Origin of the sequence: Acidaminococcus massiliensis (genome assembly GCF_900095825.1) — a bacterium.
GTDB lineage: Bacteria > Bacillota > Negativicutes > Acidaminococcales > Acidaminococcaceae > Acidaminococcus > Acidaminococcus massiliensis.
Map to the genome: position 1 here is coordinate 1,576,358 of NZ_LT608315.1, position 15,557 is coordinate 1,591,914.

Annotated in this window: 12 protein-coding genes, 1 tRNA gene and 1 riboswitch; all 13 genes read left to right on the top strand. The window is 57.5% G+C overall.

Annotation, left to right across the window (positions count from 1 at the left end; translation table 11 throughout):
• The first annotated feature begins 12 nt into the window (after positions 1 to 12).
• The 13 genes from BQ2657_RS07745 (at position 13) to BQ2657_RS07805 (ending at position 14,427) form a co-directional block, all read left to right on the top strand.
• Positions 13 to 1,677: an ABC transporter permease gene (locus tag BQ2657_RS07745; protein WP_075580105.1), complete on the top strand. Its 1,665-nt coding sequence runs from the start codon at positions 13 to 15 to the stop codon at positions 1,675 to 1,677.
• 111 nt (positions 1,678 to 1,788) lie between these two features.
• Complete coding sequence (locus tag BQ2657_RS07750; RefSeq protein WP_075580106.1) at positions 1,789 to 3,366, top strand: DUF4127 family protein; 1,578 nt, start codon at positions 1,789 to 1,791, stop codon at positions 3,364 to 3,366.
• A 283-nt stretch (positions 3,367 to 3,649) separates the two neighbouring features.
• Positions 3,650 to 4,948: an amidohydrolase gene (locus BQ2657_RS07755; RefSeq protein ID WP_075580107.1), complete on the top strand. Its 1,299-nt coding sequence runs from the start codon at positions 3,650 to 3,652 to the stop codon at positions 4,946 to 4,948.
• A gap of 132 nt (positions 4,949 to 5,080) precedes the next feature.
• On the top strand, positions 5,081 to 5,512 hold the full coding sequence (locus tag BQ2657_RS07760) for an Rrf2 family transcriptional regulator (protein WP_075580108.1): 432 nt from the start codon (positions 5,081 to 5,083) through the stop codon (positions 5,510 to 5,512).
• Positions 5,513 to 5,640: 128 nt separating this feature from the next.
• A complete protein-coding gene (locus tag BQ2657_RS07765; protein WP_075580109.1) occupies positions 5,641 to 6,810 on the top strand; it encodes a hypothetical protein in 1,170 nt (389 codons plus the stop codon).
• 15 nt (positions 6,811 to 6,825) lie between these two features.
• Complete coding sequence (locus BQ2657_RS07770; RefSeq protein WP_075580110.1) at positions 6,826 to 7,986, top strand: M20/M25/M40 family metallo-hydrolase; 1,161 nt, start codon at positions 6,826 to 6,828, stop codon at positions 7,984 to 7,986.
• Positions 7,987 to 8,340: 354 nt separating this feature from the next.
• Positions 8,341 to 8,922, top strand: coding sequence for a flavodoxin family protein (locus tag BQ2657_RS07775; RefSeq protein ID WP_075580111.1), 582 nt, complete (start codon positions 8,341 to 8,343; stop codon positions 8,920 to 8,922).
• Positions 8,923 to 8,981: 59 nt separating this feature from the next.
• Positions 8,982 to 9,058: transfer RNA gene (locus BQ2657_RS07780), tRNA-Pro, on the top strand.
• 152 nt (positions 9,059 to 9,210) lie between these two features.
• Positions 9,211 to 10,821, top strand: coding sequence for a peptide chain release factor 3 (locus BQ2657_RS07785; RefSeq protein ID WP_075580112.1), 1,611 nt, complete (start codon positions 9,211 to 9,213; stop codon positions 10,819 to 10,821).
• Between the two features lie 130 nt (positions 10,822 to 10,951).
• Positions 10,952 to 11,695 (top strand): WecB/TagA/CpsF family glycosyltransferase, encoded by a 744-nt coding sequence (locus BQ2657_RS07790; RefSeq protein ID WP_075580113.1) that lies wholly within the window; start codon positions 10,952 to 10,954, stop codon positions 11,693 to 11,695.
• 72 nt (positions 11,696 to 11,767) lie between these two features.
• Positions 11,768 to 12,433: a phosphatidylserine decarboxylase gene (locus BQ2657_RS07795; protein ID WP_075580114.1), complete on the top strand. Its 666-nt coding sequence runs from the start codon at positions 11,768 to 11,770 to the stop codon at positions 12,431 to 12,433.
• Complete coding sequence (pssA, locus tag BQ2657_RS07800; RefSeq protein WP_075580115.1) at positions 12,430 to 13,119, top strand: CDP-diacylglycerol--serine O-phosphatidyltransferase; 690 nt, start codon at positions 12,430 to 12,432, stop codon at positions 13,117 to 13,119. The genes BQ2657_RS07795 and pssA overlap by 4 nt, the downstream gene beginning before the upstream one ends.
• Before the next feature lie 21 nt (positions 13,120 to 13,140).
• On the top strand, positions 13,141 to 14,427 hold the full coding sequence (locus BQ2657_RS07805) for a glycosyltransferase family 2 protein (protein ID WP_075580116.1): 1,287 nt from the start codon (positions 13,141 to 13,143) through the stop codon (positions 14,425 to 14,427).
• A gap of 909 nt (positions 14,428 to 15,336) precedes the next feature.
• A riboswitch (M-box (ykoK) riboswitch) is annotated at positions 15,337 to 15,498 on the top strand.
• Positions 15,499 to 15,557 lie beyond the last annotated feature (59 nt).

A 15,557-nucleotide genomic window follows, 5' to 3' on the forward strand; every position in this document is an offset into this window, starting at 1 on the left:
GGTGACAGGCGCATGGAAAAACGTTGGCGTTGGCTGCTGTCCTTAGCTCTGGCGGCAGTCCTGATCCTGCTGATCGGAGCCCCGTTGGCTGATGTATTTGTAAAGGCGGTCGTCATCGATGATCGCCTTGCTCTTTCTTATGCCCAGGAAACCTTGGCAGAACCGGGGAACGGACGGATGATCATCAATTCCTTGGTGCTGGGCGTTTTGGTGGTGCTGGGGTCCACGGTGCTGGGGGTGCCGGCGGCCTACCTCCTAGCCCGGACGGAACTGGCCCGGAAACGCTGGCTGGATGTGCTGTTCCTGGTCCCTTTTATGACGCCTCCTTACATCGCTTCTATGGGATGGATTCTCTTCATGCAGAAACGGGGACTGTTCGCCCAACTCTTCCCGGTGTTTCCCAATGGGATCCCGGCATTCTTCACCCTGGGGGGACTGGTCCTGGTCATGAGCCTCCATATCTTCCCCTTCCTGATGGTCCTGCTGAAGAATGCCATGCTCCGTCTCCCGCCTTCCCTGGAGGAAGCTGGGGCGGTGAATGGGGCCGGGCCTTGCCTGCGGCTGCGGAAGATCTTCCTGCCCCTACTCACCGGGAACTACGCCATCGGGGCTCTGCTGGTATTCGTGAAGACCATTTCCGAATACGGCACCCCTTATACCCTGGGCCGGCGGATCGGCTTCGACGTGTTCACCACCCATATCCACCGGTACGCGGCCATCGCCCCCATCTCTTTCGGCAAGGCGGCAGTGCTGGCTTCCGTCCTCACGGGGATCTGCCTCCTCTTGTGGCTGGTGCAGGATTTCATCACCCGGCACCACCAGTATGCCCTGGTGGGAGGGAAGGGCCAGCGGCAGGCTTTCAAGAAGCTGAGCCCTCTGGGCCGGATCGGAGCCTGGGGCTTCCTGGGAGGGATCTATTTCCTGGCTGTGGGGATCCCGTATTTTTCCGTGATTTCCACTTCTTTGATCCGACTCCGGGGATATGGGCTGGCGGCAGGGAATTTCACCTTCCAGCATTACCAGGAACTCCTAGGGACCAGTGACGGGGCCTTGGAAGCCATCGGCAACAGCTTTGCCATTGCTGGGGCGGCGGCCACCCTCTGCGCGGTGCTGGGGACGGCGGCGGTACTCCTGGTCCAGAGCCTTCCCCTGCGGCTGGGGAAAATCCTGGAAGGGCTGAGCCTGGTGCCGGAAATGCTGCCAGGGATCGTCCTGGTCATCGGCCTCATGCTGTTCTGGAACGATTTATATGAGGTGCTGCCCCTGTACAACACCCGGGCCATCCTGGTGGTAGGGTATACGGCCTTGTTCCTGCCCTATACCGTCCAGTATGTGACCAGCGCCTACGGACAGATCAGCGGGAACCTGCTGGCAGCTGGCCGGGTGTTCGGAGGGAGCCGGTTCTATATCTTCCGGAAGATCACTTTTCCCCTGCTCCTCCGGGGAATCGGCGCCGGCTGGATGATGACCTTCATCATTTCTGCCCGGGAACTGGTGGCTCCCAGCCTCATGGCGCCACCGGATACCTTGGTGATTTCCACCTTCATCCTGCGGGAATTCGAACAGGGCAGCGTCTCCCTGGGCATGGCCATGGCCGTGCTGTGCATGGTGCTTACCACCGGGATCCTCTTGGCGCTGCGTCTGGGGAAAGGGAAGGCCTCCTCTGGAGAGAACTGAAAATCAGACGGGAAACCGGACTTTTCCAGAGACCGGGACTTGGGGATTTGTTTCCTCAGGTCCCGGTCTCTATGGTATAATGACACTATTCAAAGGAAAAGAGGTGGCATTTTGGGCTGGTGTAAAGGTGTTGGACTATCTGTGGCGCTGCTGGTGGGGCTCTGTGCGCCTGCGGCAGCGGAAAAGCTGCTCTTCATTCCCCTGGACAGCCGGCCGGTCTCCCTGGCCTATACGGTGGACAGTTTCCGGAAGGCAGGGGTGCAGGTGGTGACCCCGCCTGGGGAATATCTGGCCAATGACCGGCAGACGGGGGACCCGGTGAAGCTCTCTCAGTGGCTGGAACAGGAAGCCCGGGGAGCGGACGGGGCGGTGGTTTCTCTGGATTCCCTGATCTACGGGGGCTTGGTCCCCTCCCGGACCCATGAGCTGGATCCCCAAGTGCTGGCCGAACGGGCAGAAGGACTGCTGGCTTTCAAAGAGAGGCATCCCGGAGTCCCGGTCTATGGCTTTGCCACCGTCATGCGGTCGCCCAAATGGAGCAGTGCCCCGGCGGAACCGGCCTATTATGCCCAATACGGGCCCCAGATCTTCCGGTGGGGCGCCCTCCGGGACCGGCAGGAACAGGGGCTGCTGGTCCGGAAGGAGAAAAAGGAGCTGGCCGGGCTGGAAAAAGACCTGCCCTTGGAAATCCGTCGGGATGTGTTGGAGCGGCGGAAAAAGAACCTGTTCGTGCTGAAGGGCCTTGTCCGGGGCCTGGAAAAAGGGAAGCTGGATTATCTCCTGATCGGCCGGGATGATTCCGCCCCCTATTCCGAAGCCCATCGGGATGCCCGGGAACTGGAAAAATTCAGCGATCCGGCATTCCGGTACAAGTTCCGGAGCTTTTCCGGGGCAGATGAACTGGGGATGGTGCTGCTGAACCGGGCCCTGAATAAAGCCCGGGGAGAGACGCCCCTGGTGTATGCTTACTATAATGAAGGAAAGGGACCGGCCACCGTAGCTAGCTATGAAGACAGTCCCATCCGGACCAGCTATCGGCAGCATGTGCTGGCTTCCGGCGGCTATCCCGCCCAGTGGGACAAACGGGCGGATCTGGTGCTGGGGATCTATACTCCGGCAGATGGGGTGACCTTGGGGGCGGATGATCCCCGGAATGGGGAAGCCTTGGACGAAAGGGGACAGCGGTTCCTGGAAAAGACCTGGGACTATGTACAGCGGGGGGCCAATGTAGGGATCGCGGATGTGGCTTTTGGGAACGGAAGCAGCCGGGGGCTGGTCCGCGCTCTGTTGGAAGAAAAGGACGGCCAGGAACCCCTGGGGTATCAGCTGGGGTCCTATGCCGGGTGGAATACCGCCAGCAACAGCCTGGGGTACGCTTTGGGCCAGGGGATGCTCCGGCCCTATCTGGATCCCCAGGACCGTCAGGCACTCCTGACCGTGCGCTACCTGGATGACTGGCTGTACCAGAGCCGGGTCCGCCAGGAAGTGCGGAAGGAACTGATCTGGCCCAGCCAGTGGCCGGACGGGAAACTCACGGACAGCCAGACGGAACAGGCGGAAAGAATGGTGACGGAGAAGATGGTGCAGGAAGGCGCACCTCTTCTAGGCGGACGGCCGGAACGATACCGGTACCGGCTGCCCTGGCATCGGACATTCGAAGTAGAAGTGGCCCTGCGGGCCAGTTCTTAGTGAAGCCTCACGCTTAATGTCTCACGTCTCACGCCAAAAGAGACCATCTGATCAAGCCAGATGGTTTTGGATGCAGAAAAACCAAAAGCTGGGAAGGACAGAGTCGTGAAATGTTTCTGCGGCTTTGGTGGCGGGTATTTTAGAAGCAGATGCGTCAGTATCTGGTATCCTTTGGCGTGGGACGTGAAGCGTGAGACGTTGGGCGGCGGATGTATCAGCATCTGCTTTTTATGGACTGCGGACCAATGAAGGCTCATAAAATACATTCAGGGAGGATAAAGGTATGACCTATTACGAAGAAGCCATGGAGATGAAGGACGAGATGATCCGGCAACGGCGGGATTTCCATGCCCATCCGGAAACTGCCTGGACGGAATTCCGGACCACTTCCTTCATTGCAGAGGAACTCCAAAAGCTGGGGTATGAAGTCCTCATGGGCAGCGACATCCTGGATGAAGGAGCCCGGATGATGGTGCCCGATGAAAAGACTTTGAAACAGTGCGCCCAGCGGGCCATCAAAGAAGGGGCCAACCCGGTGCTGGTGGACCGGATGAAAGGGGGCATGACCGGCTGTGTGGGGATCATGCATTTCGCCAAACCGGGGAAAACCGTGGCCCTGCGGTTCGACATCGATTCCCTGTTCGTGGCGGAAGATCCGGCTCCCAGCCATCGGCCCAGCGCCCTTGGATTCCAATCCAAGCATCCGGGGCTGATGCATGCCTGCGGCCATGACGGCCATGCCACCATCGGTCTGGCAGTGGCCCGGCTGGCAGCAGCCCACAAAGACCGGATGGCAGGTACCCTGAAAATCTGCTTCCAGCCAGGAGAAGAAGGAGTGGTCGGGGCCAAAAGCATGGTCCGGAGCGGCATCGTAGACGATGTGGATTACTTCATCAGCGGGCACATCGGCCTGGGCAATTATCACGACAGTTCTCTGGTCTGCATGACCCAAGGCTTCCTGGCCACGGACAAGATGGATGCCGTGTTCACCGGCGCTCCCAGCCACGCCGGGGCCGAACCGGAAAAAGGGAAGAATGCCCTGTTGGCAGCGGCCCAGGCGGCCATTTCCCTCCACACCATCAGCCGGCACAGCGGCGGCTCTTCCCGGATCAATGTGGGGGTCCTGGAAGCCGGTACGGGACGGAATGAGATCCCGGCCAACGGGCTCATCAAATTCGAGACCCGGGGAGAAACGGCGGAAATCAATGATTTCATGGTCCGGGAAGCCAAACGGATGGTCCGGGCGGCGGCGATGCTCTATGATGTGGGGGTGGAGATCCTGCCCCGGGGCAGCGCTACCTCCTCCAATTCTTCCCCGGAAATGGGAGAAGAGATCTACCAGCTGATCGAACCCCTCCATGTGTACAGCCACGTGGCCCGGGAACAGAAAGTCAGCGGCAGCGAGGACTGCTGCTACTTCATGAGCCGGGTCCAGGAACACGGGGGACAGGCGGTGTACATGCTCTACGGCACCGAGGAAGCCGCCGGCCATCACCAGAGCGATTTCGACTTCAACGAAGACGTCCTGCCCCGGACCGCCGGGACCATCGCCTTTTTGGTGGAACATTTTGGGAATCAATGAGGGGGGCTGCTGCATGCGCAGCGGCCTCTTTTCTATTTGCCTCCTTTAGGAAACTGTGCTATGATAAATTAAGAAGTAATAAATAAAATTACATCATCCCAGCTGCTCGGCAGTGGGAAGAAAGGAGCCATTATGCAAATCTCAACCAAATTCACCATTGCCATCCATATTTTGGCGGCTACGGAGATCTTCGGGGACCAGTACAAGATCACCAGCGATTTCCTGGCTTCCAGCGTGGGCTGCAACCCGGTGATCATCCGGAACCTGATGAAGCAGTTGAAAGGAGCCGGCCTCATTGCCGTGCGGCGGGGTCCTGGGGGAGTACGGGTGACCAAGCCCCTGGAGCAGATCACCTTCTACGATGTCTACGAAGCGGTGGAAACCAACAAAGAAGAACTATTCAACTTCCACGACCGGCCCAATCCCCAGTGCCCGGTGGGACGGAACATCCATAAGGCCCTGGACGGCCAGCTCCGGGAGATCCAGAAGCAGTTCGAAGCCGATCTGCGGCAGCATAACGTGGGCGAAGTGGTAACCGACCTGAAGAAGGAGATTGCCGGCTGAAGGAGAAAGTTGGAGGGACCGGGCCCCTTTCGGCTCTTGCCACCGTGGACAGAAGTGCGCTATAATAGCATCATCTTTGCAATTTATCAGGATAAAGCAGTCTTGATAGGCAGAAATGAGGAGAAGTTATGGGAAGTATTGTTTCGTTGACGGCACTTTTTTGCATCTATGCGGTCAGTGAGCTGATCGCCATGCGCACCCGGGCCATTTTGTCCACGGTGCTGGGAATCTCGGTGATCCTCCTGGCCGGGTTCTGGTCCGGGCTCCTGCCCCAGACCCTCATCAAGGACGCCCAGGTGTCCGGCATCGGCATGGGGGTAGTGGGGATGCTGATCGTCTCCATGGGGACCACCATCGATTTCACCGAGCTGAAGCAGGAATGGAAAGTGGTGGTCACCTCCGTCCTCTGTGTGGTCTTTGCCGTAGCGGCCATCATCCTCATCGGGGCTTTCGTCATGGATCCCAAGATTGCCATCTCCGGATCCCCCATCTTTGCCGGGGGCAATGCGGCCACCTTGATCATGCTGGCGGCGGCCAAGGAAAAGGGGCTGGAATATGTAGGGACTTTCTGCCTGGTGCTGCTGGTGACCCAGAAATTCTTCGGCATTCCCATCGCTTCCTTTGCCCTCCGTCACCTGGCCCGTCAGCTGCGGGTGGATCCGGGCTTTGTGGCCCAATACAGCGAGGAAGCAGAGAAAAAGGCGGAAGCCGCCCGGAAACGGCCTCTCGCAATGCCTTCCGCCTTTGACAAGCCATCCGTCTACCTGGCCAAATTGGGGTTGGTGGCCACCCTTTCCTTCTATGCCGCCAGACTCACCGGGGGCCATATCCATTACTTGGTGATGTGCCTGATCCTGGGGACCCTGTTCTTTGCCCTGGGTTTCCTGGATAAGGGGATCCTGGCCAAGACCCAGTCCAGCGGGCTGATCATCTTCTTTGTGACCATCGTGATCTTCACCAATTTGGGGGCCACTACGCCTCAGCAGGTCCTTTCCGTGCTGCCGCCCCTGATTTGGTCCGCCGTCCTGGGGGTGGCCGGCCTGTGCGCTGCTGCTTTGCTGTGCAGCCGGCTGTTCCGGATGCCCTTTACCTTGGCGGTATCCCTGGGGATCACCTGTACTTTCGGCTTTCCTACGACGATGCTGATTTCCCAGGAAGTCTCAGAAGCCATGGGGGAAACGGAAGCACAGCGGAAGGCTCTCCTGAATTTCCTGCTGCCCAAGATGCTGGTAGTTGGGTTCGTGACGGTGACCATCACTTCCGTGGTCTTGGCGGGCTTTGTGGTGAATATCTTGTAAAAGGAGCATGAGGGAATGGATACACTGGATCTGCAGCTAAAAGCATATATCGAAGGGCACCGGCAGGAGATGCTGGCCCTGTGGGAAGAAATCGTCGATACGGAAAGCGGTCCCGAACAGCTGGACGGGGTGGACCGGGTGGGGGACATCCTCCAGCGGGAATTGGAAAAGGCGGGGGCCGCGGTGCGCCGAGTACCTGTGGACCACGCCGGAGACTTGATCGTAGGGGACTGGAACCCAGGATCGGAAGCAAGACCGGTGGTGTTCATGGGCCATATGGATACAGTGTTCCTAGCGGGGGAAGCGGCCAAAAATCCCTTCCGGGTGGATGCAGCTGGCAATGCCCATGGTCCGGGGGTGCTGGATATGAAAGCGGGGCTGGTGATCGGCCTCTATGCCCTAAAAGCCCTCCAGTCCATTGGCTGGAAGAAGTATCCCATCCGGTTCCTGGGGATCCCGGACGAAGAGACCCTCCATATGTTCTCCAATGCCAAAAACCTGATTGCCCAGGAAGCGGCAGGAGCGGCTGCTGCCTTCAATTTCGAGCCGGGACCTGTCAATGACAGATTGGTCATCGGCCGGTACGGCGGAGGACCTGTTTCCATCACCGTCCATGGGGTGGCGGCCCATTCCGGCAGTGCCCCGGAAAAAGGCCGTTCAGCGGTATTGGAAGCGGCTCACAAGATCCTGAAGCTGGAAGCAGCCAACGATATCCCTCGGGGGAAACTGATCAACTGCGGGGCAGTGGAAGGGGGTATCGGGGAAAATACCATTCCGGATTTCTGTAAGATCCGCATCGGCATCCGGTACCGGAACCAGTCCATCGGGGACGAGATCTTCGCCCTTTTGCGCCAGGTGACGGAGGAGCGCACCGTGGAAGGGACTTGGGCGGAATTGGATGTGAGCCGGGTAATGGCCTGCATGGAGACCACAGACGGGGTCCGGAAACTCTATGACCATGTAGCGGATACGGGGGAAGCTTTGGGCCTGGGCCGGATCCCGGGCATCCAGGTAGGCGGTCTTTCCGACGCGGGGATCACCATAGGGGCCGGAGTCCCCACCCTGTGCGGCATGGGAGTCCGGGGAGAAGGGGCCCATACGGACCGGGAATATGCCCAGGTAGAGTCCCTGTACGAACGGTGTCTCTTGGCAGCGGCTGCCGTCCGTACCCTGTGAGGCGGCCATGGACCGGAGAGTCATCGCCAATGTGATCCTGGGGTTCGGCTGCATCGCCTTGGTCCAGCAGGAATTTTTCCTGGGAGCCGGTCTCATCGCCCTCAGCTGTCTGGTGCGGAAGGAGTGACGGGTTCAGCAAGAAGTTGGACACGGCCCCCGAAAGGGACCTTGGGACGTCAGAATCAGCCTTGTTGGGCTCAACAGCTGGACCATTCTGCTTATTGGGGACAAGCTGATGTCTGCCTTCTGACAGGCCCGTTAGGGCCGGGGCTGACATCTACCCAGGGATGTTGACCAGGTATGGTATAATAGATATGTATCATAAAATATTACATTTCAAAGGAGAAAACTGAAATGAAAGTATTGCTGTTCAATGGCAGCCGGCGGGAAAAAGGCTGCACTTATACGGCCCTGTCCCTGATTGCCAAGGAACTGGAAAAAGCCGGGATCGATACGGAAATCATCTACATCGGCCTCAATGCAGTGAACGGGAAACTGGATGCTTTGGTGAAGGAATGTGCCGCTAAGATGAAGGAAGCGGACGGCCTTGTCATCGGGTCTCCGGTGTACTACGCTTCTCCTACAGGAGAGATCCAGGTGTTCCTGGACCGGTTTGCAGGAGCGGCAGGGGCTGACCTGCGGCACAAACCGGCAGCTGCCGTCGCCTCCGCCCGGAGAGCCGGCACCAGCGCCACCTTGGATGTGCTGTACAAATACCTGATGTACAACGAAATGCCCGTGGTCACTTCCAACTACTGGAATATGGTCCATGGGAATACCCCGGAAGAAGTACTCCAGGACAAAGAAGGGGTCCAGATCATGGAAACCCTGGGCAAGAACATGGCCTGGCTGCTGAAATGCCTGGAAGCCGGCAAAAAAGCAGGGGTGGAAGAACCGGCCAAACCGGTGAAAGTGATGACCAATTTCATCCGCTAAAAAATCCCCAAAAAGTGCTTGACGGCTTCTGATATTTGCCGTATAATAGCTCTTGTGTTCGGGGCGTAGCGCAGTTTGGTAGCGCGCTTCCTTGGGGTGGAAGAGGTCGTGAGTTCGAATCTCGCCGCTCCGACCATTTAATCGAACGGAACGCCACAAAGTTCAGCTTTGTGGCGTTTTTTCATGTGCAAAAGCTGCCGGAATAGGTGACCTGGATCGGCAGCCATGCTATAATTATCATGGAAAATTTTGAGCCAACCGTTATGGAGTACAGGAGGAATGCCTTGCATGTCTGAGCTGCAGGAGAAAATCGCGAAAAGAAGGACCTTTGCCATTATTTCTCATCCGGATGCCGGTAAGACGACGCTGACTGAGAAATTATTGCTATATGGAGGCGCCATCCATCTGGCTGGTTCCGTGAAATCCCGGAAAGCCAACAAGCATGCCGTCTCTGACTGGATGGAAATCGAAAAGCAGAGAGGGATCTCCGTCACCTCTTCGGTGCTGCAGTTCGACTATGATGGGTACCGGGTGAACATCCTGGATACTCCCGGGCACCAGGACTTTTCAGAAGATACCTATCGGACCTTGATCGCCGCCGACAGTGCAGTGATGCTGATCGATGCCGCCAAAGGGGTGGAACCCCAGACCAAGAAGCTGTTCTGGGTCTGCCACCGGCGGAAACTGCCCATCTTTACCTTTGTGAACAAATTGGACCGGTACGGCCGGGCTCCCATGGACCTGATGGATGAAATCGAGAAGGTGCTGCACATCAACGCTTATCCCATCAACTGGCCCATCGGGGTGGACGGCCACTACATCGGGGTCTACGACCGGCTGAAGAAACAGGTGGAGCTTTTCGATAATGACAGCAGCCACGGGTCCAAGATCCTGAAGAGCACCACCGGCAGCCTGGACGATCCTGCCATCCGGGAAGCCATCGGAGAAGCCAATCTCCAGACTTTGATGGATGATATCGAGCTGCTGGATCTGGCCGGGGACGAATTCGACCTGGAAAAAGTAGATGCAGGGGAACTGACACCCATGTTCTTCGGATCCGCCATGACCAACTTCGGGGTCCGGAGCTTCCTGGAGAAATTCCTGGAACTTTCCCCGGCCCCCCAGCCCCGGAAACTGAAGGACGGCGGCGTGGTGAACCCCACCGATGAGGATTTCACCGCCTTCATCTTCAAGATCCAGGCCAATATGAACCCGGCCCACCGAGACAGGATCTCTTTCATGCGGATCTGTTCCGGGGTGTTCGAGAAGGGCATGACCGTGTGGCATGTCCAGGGACAGAAACCGGTGAAGCTGGCCCAGCCCCAGCAGTTCATGGCTCAAGAGCGGACTACGGTGGAAAAGGCCTATCCCGGGGACATCATCGGGGTGTTCGACCCGGGGATCTTCACCATCGGGGACACCCTGTGCAATGAGAAGCACCCGGTGCAGTTCGAAGATTTCCCCATTTTCCCACCGGAAATCTTCGCTAAGGTCCAGCCCAAGGATTCCATGAAACGGAAGCAGTTCGAAAAGGGCATCATCCAGTTGGCCCAGGAAGGTGCTATCCAGGTATTCCGGCAGAAGGACATCGGGATGGAAAGCTTCGTTGTGGGGGTTGTGGGGGTGCTGCAGCTGGAAGTGTTGGAATACCGGCTGCTGAACGAATACAACGCCAAACTGCTCATGGACCAGCTGCCCTATTCCGTGGCCCGGTGGGTCTATGCGGATGATCCGGAACTGATCCGGAATATCAAAGGCTTGGACAACGGGATGCTGGTGTACGACAAATTGGACCGTCCTGTGGTGCTGGTTTCCAACGAATGGAACCTGAACTGGATCTTGGAACGGAACCCGGGGATCAATTTCACCCAGGTGCCCAGCGAAGCGCGGGCGATTTAAGGAGAAAAGGAGGGAACCTGCCTGAAGCAGGTTCCTGTGAAGGGAAACGCAGCCGGTGGCTGCTAACCCACCACCAGCCTGGCGGCTGGTCCCCCGCCCTTGAAAAGGGCGGATATAGTGAGGTGGACTTATGGATAACAAGAAACCTGCCATGGACATCCTGGGGGTCCCGGTGACGCCCTTTTCCATGGGGGAAGCAGTGGCGTGGCTCATGGACCGGGTGGACCGGGAACTGCCTACCCAGGTGGTCACTGCCAATGCAGAGATCATCATGATGGCCCAGAAGCTGCCGGCTTATAAGGCCCTTTTGAAAAAAACGGACCTGGTCCTGGCGGACGGGGCCGGAACCGTATGGGCCGGACGGACTCTGGGACATCAGGTGCCGGAACGAGTGGCCGGCTTCGACCTGTTCCTGGAACTGCTCCGGGAAGGGGCCCAACGGGGGACGAAATTCTTCCTGTTCGGCGCTGCCCCGGGGATCGCAGAAGCGGCGGCCCAAAAAGCAGCAGAGATCGCTCCCGGGGTCCGGATCGTAGGGACACGGAACGGCTATTTCACCCAAGCTGATGAACCGGAAATCATCCGGCAGATCAACGGAAGCGGTGCCCAGGTGCTCTTTGCCGCCCTGGGGGCTCCCAAACAGGAATTCTGGCTGGAAGAACACCGGGATGCCCTGGCTCCTGCCCTGCGGGTGGGCCTGGGCGGCAGCTTCGATGTGCTGGCCGGCAAGATGGAACGGGCTCCCAAATGGATGCAGGAAGCTTCCCTGGAATGGTTGTTCCGGCTGTACAAGCAGCCCAGCCGTCTGGGGCGGATGATGGCACTGCCCCAGTTCGTGGTGAAGGTGCTGGAATACAAACATTCCCACAAGTGAAAAATGGGGTCTGCCCCCACCGTTTACCAGCAGAGTTTGGACAAAGGAACTGAGATAAGGTATAATAAAACGATGGGTGGAGGTGAAGCTGTGACCAAATACAAATACAGAATCGTCAAAGAAGGATATCCTTTCATCGGGACCATGCTGGCTGTGACTGTGCTTGCAGGATATCTGGCCGGGCCGGTGTTCGCCGTGCCGCCGGCAGTCCTGATGCTCTATTTTGCCTATTTTTTCCGGAACCGGGTGCTGGACGTGAAGCAGGATCCCAATATCCTGTATTCTCCGGCGGACGGTACGGTGATGGGTGTGGAAGAGTTTTACGATAAAGAATTTCTCAACGAACCGGCCAAAAAAGTGACCATTTTCCTTTCCGTATTCAATGTGCATACCAACCGGGCGCCCATGACGGGGCTGATCAAGTACATGCGCTACACCTGCGGCGGGTATGAACCAGCTTTCAAGGATTCTGCCCCTGTGGTGAATGAACGGATGGCCATCGGCCTGGACAATGGATCCAACCGGATCCTGGTCATCCAGATTGCCGGCATCCTGGCCCGCCGGATCGTTTCCTGGACCAGCCTGGGCAGCCGGCTGAAACAGGGGGAATGTTACGGCATGATCAAATTCGGGTCCTGCACGGAACTGGTGGTTCCCCGCTCGGTGGAAATCATGGTGCGCAAAGGCGATAAGGTGCAGGGCGGTATCAGTATCATCGGGAGGCAGAAAGCAGAATGAACTACAAACGCATGGTCCCCAACAGCATCAGCGGCCTGAGCCAGATGCTGGGACTCATTTCCATCTATCTGTCCATGGAAAAGGATTTCAACCTGGCAGCTATCTTCATCATCTTGGCCATCCTGGCCGATTCCTGTGACGGCCGTGCCGCCAGGGCTTTAGGGGTCAGCGGTCCTTTCGGGGTGGAAATGGATTCCCTCTGTGATGTATGTTCTTTCGGGATGGCCCCTGCCGTCCTGATCTATACCTACTCCCTCCAGCAGTTGGGAGTGGCGGGGATGGTCATTTCCGGCCTCTTCGCCTTTGGGGCAGCCATGCGGCTGGCCCGGTTCAATGTGAACGTCACGGCCATCCACGGCTATTTCCAGGGCATGCCGGCACCGGCCGGGGCCTGTGTCATCGTCACCTTCGTCCTGGGAGGGATGCAGATCAGTCCGCTGCTCACGGCCCTGCTCACCGTTGCCGTAGCCTGCCTCATGTACAGCGATGTGAAGTATCCGGATTTCAAGGGCCATGGGAATCCCCTGTTCCGGGTGCCGGTGATCATTGCCTTCATCTTGGGGGCCCTGGTGCTCTGGAGCGATGTGAAGGCCTGGCCTTTTGTGATCATGTTCACCTATACCCTCTGCGGGGTGCTCAATGCAGTCTATGTGAAAGTGACGGGAAAACAGGCCGTCTTTAAATAAGAGGAGGAAACAAGAGGTTTTATGAGCACGTATTTCGACATCATCATGGTTCCCCTCCAAGTGCTGATCGTCTTTTTCACCATTTATTATTTTGTCATTTCCCTGTTCGGCATCCTACCCCGGAAAAAAGAAAAGAAGATCCTGACTCCCCAAACCACATTTGCCGTCATCGTCGCCGCCCACAATGAAGAAAAGGTCATCGGCGAACTGGTGGAGAACCTCCATATGCTCCGGTATCCCGATGAACTGTACGACATCTTCGTGATCGCCGACAACTGCAGCGACCATACGGTGGAGGTGGCCCGGAAGGCCGGTGCCTTGGTGTATGAACGGTTCAACCAGGAAGAAGTGGGGAAGGGATTTGCCCTGGAATGGATGTTCCGGCAGCTGTTCGCCTTGGACAAACAGTATGCTGCAGTTGCCATCTTCGATGCGGACAACCTGGTCCATCCGGACTTCCTGAAGGAAATGAACAACCGGTTCTGCAAGGGTGAAAAACTGATCCAAGGGTATCTGGATGTGAAGAATCCCAACGACAGCTGGGTCAGCGGCACTTTTGCCATCAACTTCTGGATCGTGAACCATGTGTGGCACTTGGCCAAATATACCATCGGGCTCTCCAGCGTATTCGGGGGTACCGGCATGGTGATTGCCACGGAAGTGCTGAAGAAATATGGGTGGAAGGCCACCTGCCTGACGGAAGACATGGAATTTACCATGAAATGCCTGCTGGAAGGCATCCCCACCGCCTGGTGCCAGGATGCCATCATCTACGACGAAAAACCCCAGACCTTCAAAGCTTCCTGGAACCAGCGGAAGCGGTGGGCCCAGGGCCAGTTCGATGTGGCAGGCCGTTATATGGGGAAACTGCTGAAAGAGGGGATCCGGAAGCGGGACATCGTGATCCTGGATGGGGTCATCGATGTGTTCCAGCCCTATTTCATGCTGATTTCCACCTTCTTCGTGCTCTGCAGCACCATCTACAATTTCGTGCCCTTCTACACCAACGTGCTCTATGCCCTGCTGCCCTACCATGTGTGGCAGGTGATCGGGGTGGCCCAGTATGTGATCCCCGCCATCATCCTGTTCAAGATCAATGCAGCCCCCAAATCCTGGTTCTACACCCTGTTCTACCCGCTGCTGCTCTACAGCTGGGTGCCCATCACCATTTTGGGCTTCCTGCACCGGCATGAACATGTGTGGAGCCACACCATCCACACCCGGAGCATCAGCTTCAATGATGTGCTGGTCCCAGAAAGCGCAGAGACCGGACCGAAGCAGATCGTGCTGCCAAAAGAGAAAAGATAAGAGAAGTCAGCTGCCAACGGTTGGCGGCGGCCGGAAAGGACTCGTCCATGGGGGCGGGTCCTTTTTTCTATGGCAAGAAGAGTCCCACGCCCAGAACGGATCTTGTCTTACGCCGAAGGCTGTCCGGCTTCCGCAGGCCTTTGGATAAAAAAAACAAGTGGTCCGCACGGCCCAAGTCCTCCCTGTGAGGGGAGGGGGACCGTGCAGAGCACGGTGGTGGGGGCATCGGCGGCAGCCGATACTTTGCAGGAGCCATGGACAACAGTTGGACGTGTGGTAGAAATATGGAACGGGAAAATCGGCGACCCCGAAGCCCCCGTTTCTGTATTTCCGACTGAGTGGAAACTGGATGTCCGCCAAGGTATTCGGTCCTTTCAGGACCTCATGCCCCCACCACCGGACAAGCCCGGTCCCCCGCCCCTGCAGGGCGGACTGGGCTTCTGGCCTTGCTTGGTACTTTGTACGAGTATACATCGATTCTCCAGGAGCCGGGAGGGCAGGCCCAGGAGGAGTCGGCGGGATCACATCGGGTGTCGTCGCTCTTGGGGTGGAGCACGCGGGCGATAGTGTCCGGCTTCCTGGTCCGTAGCCGCAGCCTTTGACCGACAGGGCAAGGCGATAGGCTGTGAACCTCCCGCCAGGGACGAACGGGTCTGCCCTCCCGGCGGAGGGGCGGGGTTCAGGTCAGTACGGGTATAGGAGGACTTTTCTCATCTGGGAGGCCGGGATGGGTTTGCCTGGGACGAATCCCTACGTCGTCGACCTCGAAGCAACGATGAAAAATTTTTGACCCCATTTCTGAATGGCTATACTGTGATGGAGGTTCCACCGAGAACTTGTTGACACATATTCTTTTCTGTTCCATCCTTGACAAAATCCTCGCATATCTGTATACTATTTATATCAACAGAATAGTTCCGGTAGGCAAGGCTCCTACAGGGATATGGACTGCTGCCGCAACAGGATGGAGACATCCCGCGTAGGTCTGAACAGGCTGCGTCAAACAAGAAGGCGCCGCATAATGCAGTTTCACCGCCCTGTAGAGTTAAAGCTCGTACGGTGGCAGTGGATGCATCCAATTCCATTGAAGAAATGTTTGTTTTTGTCGCCGTTCGGGGAAGCCCCGGACG

Bases quoted from the DNA above. Each gene is read 5' to 3' on its own strand.
- pssA (WP_075580115.1), top strand. From the start codon at position 12,430: ATGAACTACAAACGCATGGTCCCCAACAGCATCAGCGGCCTGAGCCAG.
- BQ2657_RS07745 (WP_075580105.1), top strand. From the start codon at position 13: ATGGAAAAACGTTGGCGTTGGCTGCTGTCCTTAGCTCTGGCGGCAGTC.
- BQ2657_RS07760 (WP_075580108.1), top strand. From the start codon at position 5,081: ATGCAAATCTCAACCAAATTCACCATTGCCATCCATATTTTGGCGGCT.
- BQ2657_RS07790 (WP_075580113.1), top strand. From the start codon at position 10,952: ATGGATAACAAGAAACCTGCCATGGACATCCTGGGGGTCCCGGTGACG.
- BQ2657_RS07785 (WP_075580112.1), top strand. From the start codon at position 9,211: ATGTCTGAGCTGCAGGAGAAAATCGCGAAAAGAAGGACCTTTGCCATT.
- BQ2657_RS07795 (WP_075580114.1), top strand. From the start codon at position 11,768: ATGGGTGGAGGTGAAGCTGTGACCAAATACAAATACAGAATCGTCAAA.
- BQ2657_RS07755 (WP_075580107.1), top strand. From the start codon at position 3,650: ATGACCTATTACGAAGAAGCCATGGAGATGAAGGACGAGATGATCCGG.
- BQ2657_RS07805 (WP_075580116.1), top strand. From the start codon at position 13,141: ATGAGCACGTATTTCGACATCATCATGGTTCCCCTCCAAGTGCTGATC.
- BQ2657_RS07775 (WP_075580111.1), top strand. From the start codon at position 8,341: ATGAAAGTATTGCTGTTCAATGGCAGCCGGCGGGAAAAAGGCTGCACT.
- BQ2657_RS07770 (WP_075580110.1), top strand. From the start codon at position 6,826: ATGGATACACTGGATCTGCAGCTAAAAGCATATATCGAAGGGCACCGG.
- BQ2657_RS07765 (WP_075580109.1), top strand. From the start codon at position 5,641: ATGGGAAGTATTGTTTCGTTGACGGCACTTTTTTGCATCTATGCGGTC.